This window comes from Burkholderia sp. Ac-20392, assembly GCF_017104585.1.
In the GTDB taxonomy this organism is placed as follows: Bacteria; Pseudomonadota; Gammaproteobacteria; order Burkholderiales; family Burkholderiaceae; genus Burkholderia; species Burkholderia lata.
Genome location: NZ_JAAGPB010000486.1, coordinates 1 through 6,130 on the forward strand (window position 1 = coordinate 1; position 6,130 = coordinate 6,130).

The 6,130-nt window shown below is 63.5% G+C and carries 8 protein-coding genes; 5 read left to right on the forward strand and 3 right to left on the reverse strand.

What is annotated here, in order from left to right; translation table 11 throughout:
* The coding region (locus G3N99_RS32715; protein WP_206124441.1) for an ATP-binding cassette domain-containing protein at positions 1–482 on the forward strand (482 nt) is incomplete at its 5' end.
* Between the two features lie 16 nt (positions 483–498).
* Here the strand turns inward: G3N99_RS32715 and G3N99_RS32720 are convergent.
* Positions 499–1,062 carry a DinB family protein gene (locus tag G3N99_RS32720; protein WP_206124442.1) on the reverse strand — a complete coding sequence of 188 codons (564 nt, stop codon included), beginning with the start codon at positions 1,060–1,062 and terminating at the stop codon, positions 499–501.
* Between the two features lie 67 nt (positions 1,063–1,129).
* Between G3N99_RS32720 and G3N99_RS32725 the strand changes: the two genes are divergently transcribed.
* From G3N99_RS32725 to G3N99_RS32740, 4 genes are all read left to right on the forward strand, one after another.
* Positions 1,130–1,771, forward strand: a complete 642-nt coding sequence (locus G3N99_RS32725; protein ID WP_206124443.1) for a TetR/AcrR family transcriptional regulator — start codon at positions 1,130–1,132, stop codon at positions 1,769–1,771.
* An 85-nt stretch (positions 1,772–1,856) separates the two neighbouring features.
* Complete coding sequence (locus G3N99_RS32730) at positions 1,857–2,303, forward strand: hypothetical protein (protein WP_174946290.1); 447 nt, start codon at positions 1,857–1,859, stop codon at positions 2,301–2,303.
* Between the two features lie 451 nt (positions 2,304–2,754).
* Positions 2,755–3,105 (forward strand): hypothetical protein, encoded by a 351-nt coding sequence (locus tag G3N99_RS32735; RefSeq protein ID WP_174938342.1) that lies wholly within the window; start codon positions 2,755–2,757, stop codon positions 3,103–3,105.
* A 17-nt stretch (positions 3,106–3,122) separates the two neighbouring features.
* The gene (locus G3N99_RS32740) at positions 3,123–3,644 is read left to right on the forward strand and encodes a hypothetical protein (RefSeq protein WP_206124444.1); all 522 of its coding nucleotides are present in this window, start codon (positions 3,123–3,125) and stop codon (positions 3,642–3,644) included.
* A gap of 340 nt (positions 3,645–3,984) precedes the next feature.
* Here G3N99_RS32740 and G3N99_RS32745 read toward each other — a convergent pair whose 3' ends face one another.
* Together G3N99_RS32745 and G3N99_RS32750 are read right to left on the reverse strand one after the other, a co-directional pair.
* Positions 3,985–5,430, reverse strand: coding sequence for a sensor histidine kinase (locus G3N99_RS32745; RefSeq protein WP_206124445.1), 1,446 nt, complete (start codon positions 5,428–5,430; stop codon positions 3,985–3,987).
* Positions 5,417–6,082, reverse strand: a complete 666-nt coding sequence (locus G3N99_RS32750) for a response regulator transcription factor (protein WP_174938348.1) — start codon at positions 6,080–6,082, stop codon at positions 5,417–5,419. The genes G3N99_RS32745 and G3N99_RS32750 overlap by 14 nt, the downstream gene beginning before the upstream one ends.
* Positions 6,083–6,130: the final 48 nt, after the last annotated feature.

The window sequence follows — 6,130 nt, forward strand, 5'->3', positions numbered from 1 at the left end:
CCGTGCCCGAGGCGCGGCGGCTGTTCGGCGACATGAGCGTGCGCGAGAACCTGCTGATGGGCGCGTACACGCGCGGCGACCGCGCGGCAGTGGCGGAGGACTACGAGCGCGTGCTCGACCTGTTTCCCCGCGTGCGCGAGCGGCTGACGCAGCGCGCAGGCACGCTGTCGGGCGGCGAGCAGCAGATGCTCGCGATGGCGCGCGCGCTGATGGCGCGGCCGAAGCTGATCTGCATGGACGAGCCGACGATGGGGCTGTCGCCGCTCTACGTCGACAAGGTGCTCGAACTGATCGATGCGATCAACCGGCAGGGCGTGACCGTGTTCATGGTCGAGCAGAACGCGAGCCTCGCGCTGGAGATCGCGCATTACGGGTACGTGCTGCAGACGGGGCGCGTCGTGCTCGAAGGGCGCGCGAAGGCGCTGCTCGACGACGAGCGCGTGCGCGATGCGTATCTCGGCGGGGAGGCGGTGGCGGCGTAGCGGGCGTGGCGCTTGCCTATCGCCCGGCGGTTGACGCGTTCGCCGCTTCGGTCTTGCCCTGAAGCCTGCGCGCCGGTTCCGTCCGGTGCAGATAAACGGCGTACGTGTCCCACGGCAGCCTGATGTCCTGCCCCGAACGCGCGCCGGCCTGGATCATCAGCCTTCCGGCTTCGCCGCGATGATAGCCGCCGTGCGTGACGACATGGGTCAGCATCTCTTCGCGCGTCATATATCCGTTGTCACCGTCGGTGAACGCAAACGGAATCGATTCGGTCAGCATCGCGGGCGTGGCGGCTTCGACATGGTCGAGATACCAGCGATCGAGCGCGGCGAAGGCAGCACGCAGCGCGTCGGGCTCGGGCGTGTCGGGCGTGTTGTCGGATACGAAGCCATGACGTTCGCCGGTCAGGTGCGCGGCGAAAATCTTGTTCACCACGAGGCAATGGTTCATCAGCCGCAGCGCGAGATGGCGCTCGTCGGCGTGTTGCACCACGTCGAGCTCCGCGATGGCCGCCAGCATTTCGTCGTTCGCCCACGCCTGGTAGCGCAGCATGCGGGACAGGAGTGCGTTCTCGCTCATGGTCGTTTCCTTGTGGGTTTCACCTAATATGTGAGCTTCGCCACCATTATTTTCAGTCGGAGCCCGCATGTCCACTCGCGTTTCCGATGCCGCCGCCGCGATGCGGAAAGCCCCGCGCCAGGCGCGTTCGCGTGCGACCGTGGATGTAATTGTCACGGCCGGGGCTCGCGTTCTGGATACGCACGGGTGGGCCGGGTTCACGACCAACGAAGTCGCGGCAGTTGCCGGTGTCAGCATCGGTTCCGTGTACCAGTACTTCCCGAACAAGCTCGCGTTGGTCGACGCGATCCGGCGCAGGCATTTCGACGATGTGCTGGCCGTGCTGCAGCGCGCGCACGACCGGCAGGCGAGCCCCGCGCGTCTCGTTGAAGGCTTGATCGGCGACCTGATCGCCGCGCACCGCGATTACCCGTCGCTGCACCGTGCGCTGCTCGATCTTCCCGATCCGGGCGGCGTGAAGGCTGCATACGACACGTTCCAGAAGGACTATTTGCGCCGCTATGCGCTGATCGTTGCCGCCTGTCGCGGGCGTGCGCCCGTCAGGGCCGATACGATGACGGCGCAGGTGCTGTCGTCGGCACTCGAAGGCGTCGTGCACAACGCGGCCCGGCGCGGGCTGCTGGACGATCCGAAACTGAAGCGCGAACTCGTGAGGCTGGCGCGGAGTTACCTTGAAGAGCCTCGCGATCCCGCTGCGAAGCATGCGTGAGCCGTTGAGAAAATCATGATGGACACCGAAATTCAGCGTAGATTGACGTTCTCCTGATCTCGAACGCCACGGGGGCTACCGCGCCATGTTGACTTATTCCATTCAGAAGGTCGGCTACGATTTCAAGCAACTGGATCCGCAGGGCGCGACGGATTACCCGTCGTTCACGCAGGCGTTCGACGCATTCCCGTGGGCGGCGCAGCATGCCGAATGGGACGACACGCAGGACGGCCCGTTGCCGGCCCTCGTGCTGCAGCATGCCGACGATCAGCGGGAATTGTGGGTGACCGCGCTGAGCGATGCGCACGCGGACGGCTTCCAGTTGAATGCCGTCTCCATGCGGATGAAGAAGGGGCTGTTCGGAATCGGCAAGGGCAAGCTGGAGCAGCAAGTCGACACGATCGACGTCAGGAAGCGTACCGACGTCGACACGTTGTGCCGGCTGTTTTGCGATCGTCAGTACGACGAGCTGGACCGGGTAGTGGCGCAGCACGTGGAGCGCAACGGCTTCGAAGACGACAGCGACGATTGAGCGCGTGCGCTGCCGAATACCTGATGTCTCGCCTGGAACGTCACACGTAACATGAGTCACGCCCCGGTGCAGTCAAGTTCGCCCATGCGTGTTTGGGTGGATTTTGCTGGCAGCCGATTTGTTTGGAGCATCGTGTCGATGCCCGTCGTACTTGGCCGCTTTGCGTCACTATCGCTCTCTGCCATTCAAGCGGATCGAAACCATCCGTTTGCCGTATCGATAAAGCCAATTGTTCCCTGACAGGCACTGCGTTCGCCGGTGGAGCCCGGATGATCGGGTGCCGAGCCCCCTCAACTACTGACCGGCAGGCCGTCCTTGGGCGTCGGTACGGGACACGTTCGCTCAGGGCGCGATCCCCCGGGAGGCGATGTGAAATCTTCTTGTAATGAAAATGTAGTGAAAGTAGAATATTTTTCGAATCGGAGGTGTCGATTCAATTAATCCAATCAAATTGACCTATTTCAAGATGAATAATTCGATCGTAAAGTCGGTGGTTGCTCTGGCACTTGCATCAGCATCTTTGAGCGCATTTTCGGCGCAATCCACGGCACCGGGGAAAATCACGCGTCTGCTTACCAACTGGGGTGCTGATCAAATGATCGTGTCGACCGCTGCCCCTGTCGTAAACCCGGACGGGTGCCGTATGAGTGACGGATATGCGACCGCCGGGGATGCATCGGGACGTTCCCAGCAAGCATTTCTGCTGACCGCATTGAGCGCGGATCTGCCGATCTACGTCACGGTTCAAGGGTGTATTGCGGATCGCCCGGCAATTTTGGGTATCTCTGCCAGCCCGAATTAAAAGATGGGCTCGAGATCATGCCTATCAAGTTAATTATTGCAGCGGTGATGTCGTTTTGCTGCTCGGCAGCAGTGCTTGCCGCAAGCGCGACTAATATTCAGCTCACCGTGACGCCAAGCTCACCGCGCCCGGGAGCGCCGGTGACGATTAAAGCTAAATTGACGGGAGACATCGTTGTCAAGCGGGTATCACCAAACCCCCAAAACTCCACCGCTCGGTTGCATTTTTATGTAAATAATGCCGAGGTGGGGAGTTATTTGGTTTCAGATTTGCCGCGTGGATCCACTTACTATCGATACGATACAACCCAAAGATGCGGGCCAAGTGGGTCGTGTGAGATGGTTCAACTGGTGTTTCTGGACACGTCTCAGGTTGAGGCGTCACATAATGTGACAATGCCAAAATCAGAAAAATCCATTCGTGTATATGCGACCTTCGATGGTGACCGCTTTTCGGCTGGCTCAACTTCCGGCCCGACGACGGTTAAGAGCGGATCTTCGGCTCCAGTCGGCGCCATCCATCTGCTTTTGAGTCAATGAGCTTGACTGAAAATGGCTAGCGCAATCCCGATGTGGTTCAGAAGATGCGTTGACTGATCCTGGCGACGGATTCACCACGATTGTTTGGCATGGGCCAGTAACCGACGACCACCCGTGTGGTCGTCGGTATTTTATAGGTCGTCGACGAGCGAAATTGGAATCGGCGATGTGGACGAATCAAAAGCGCCGCAGTTGAGCTCGATATAGGTTTGTCAGAAGTTGCTCGTGAGAGCCGACGCATTGCCGTCGCGGATCCCCGAGTGACGACTCCCGACGGCTTCTGCGCGTCCGCGAGAGAAGCGGAAGCGATCGACTGTCTGTTGGCGCCGTGCTTGCCTGGTCAACGAGACGGCGGTTCGCCGGTTTCGATGTCGTCGACTTTCACTCCCGCCGCCCGCGGAAACGTCAGCACCACCGAAAACCCGCCCGCCTCGGGAAACTCGAACCCGACGCGTCCGCCGTGCGCCTTCATCACTTCCTGCACGATCGCGAGCCCGAGGCCCGACCCGGTGCGCCGCTCGCTGCCGTCCGGCGCGATCCGCACGAACGGTTGCAACGCGGCGTCCCAGTGCTCGCGCGGAATCCCGCGACCGTTGTCGGTGACGGTCAGCGTCACCGCATCGTCGGCGTGGCCCTGCGTCGCGACCGAGACGACGATGTCGTCCGCGTGACCGTGCAGCAGCGCGTTGTGCAGCACGTTCGACAGCGCTTCCTGCAGGCTGATAGCGTCACCGTCGATCCAGGCGAGCGGTGTGTCGCTCGCGAACGCGACGGCGACATCGCGCTCGCCCGCGAGCGGAATCGTGCGGCCGAGCACGTCTTTCGCGAGCGCGACGAGTTCGACGGGTTGCAGCGGCACGGCTTCGGTGCGATGGATCACCATCGCATGATTGAGCAACTGGCCGGTGAGCCGCCCGACGTCCGAACAGGTCGCGCGCAGCGCGTCGAGCCGGGCCGCATGACGCGCGGGATCGGCTTCGCCGTCGAGCAGCTCGATCTGCGCATCGAGTCGCGCGAGCGGCGTGCGCATCTGGTGCGCGGCATCGGCGATGAAGCGCTGCATCGCGTTGATCCGCTCGGCGAGGCGGCGCATCAGCCCGTTGATCGACCCGATGATCGCGTCGATCTCGCTCGGCGTATCGACGGCCACCGGCCGCAGGTCGGCCGGGTCGCGCGCGGCGATGATCGTGCCGATCTGCGCGAGCGGGCGCAGCCCGCGCCGGATCGCGAGGCCGCTCGCGCCGATCGCGAGCACGCTCATCAGCAGGATCAGCGTCCACACCTTGAAACTCATGTCGTTCGTGAGCTGCTGGCGCGCATTGGTGGTTTGCGCCACCGTCACGAGCGCCCAGCCCGGCGTGCTTTCCTCGGGCATGTAGCGCGCGATGGTCGCGGTGCGGATCCGGTGCCCCTGGTACATGCCGTTCGCGAACGCGGGGCCCTGTTTCGCGGTGGCCAGCGTCGCAGGGCTCGCGAGATCGTTGTAGCCGGCCACGACGATGCCGCGCGAATCGACCACCTTGTAGTAGACGAGGTCGTAGCGCGACAGCGTCGACAGCGCGGCCACCGGCGGATTCAGCGCGAGCACGCCGCCCTGCACGTAGAGGTTTTCCGCGACCTGGATCGATGCGCCCGCAAGCAACTGGTCGTAGGCGCGTTCGGCCGCGACGCCCGCGTAGTAGCGCGCGATCGCCGCGAGCGCGAGCGCGCCGGTCGCGACGACCAGCGCGATGAAAAGCAGCGTGCGCCCGAACAGCGTCTTCGGGAACCAGTCAGTGCGCCGCAATCTGGTACCCCATCCCGCGCGCGGTACGGATCTCGACCGAGCTGCCCTGCAGCTTCTTGCGCACGCGTGTCACGTACTGCTCGACCGCGTTCGCGGTGGGCTCGTTGCCGAAGCTGAACAACTGGTTCAGCAGTTCGTCCTTCGAGAAGATCCGCTGCGGGCGGCTCGCGAGGATTTCGAGCAGCGCGAATTCCTGGCGCGACAGCGACAGCGGCTGGCCGTCGAGTTCCGCGAGACGGCTGCTGCGGTCGATCACGAGGCCGCCGAGCGTCAGCACGTCGTTTGCATGGCCGCTGTTGCGGCGCAGGAGCGCCTGCACGCGCGCATCGAGTTCGCGATAGTCGAACGGCTTCACCAGGTAGTCGTCGGCGCCGAGGCCGAGGCCGCTCACGCGATCGTCGATCGCCGAGCGCGCGGTGACGAGCAGCACGGGTGTCGTGCTGCCCGATGCGCGCAGGTGGCGCAGCACCGTGAAGCCGTCCATGCCGGGCAGGTTCGCGTCGAGCACGACGAGATCGAAGCGCTCGACGCGCAGCAACCCGTTTGCGGTCGCGCCGTCGGTTTCGAGATCGACGGCATGGCCGAGCCGCGCCAGGCGGATGCGGATCGCCGCGCCGATTTCGGCATCGTCCTCCACGACGAGAATGCGCATGGTGCCGTTTCGCAGGTGGGTGGTTAGGGGTTTTCCCGAGGCCGGGAT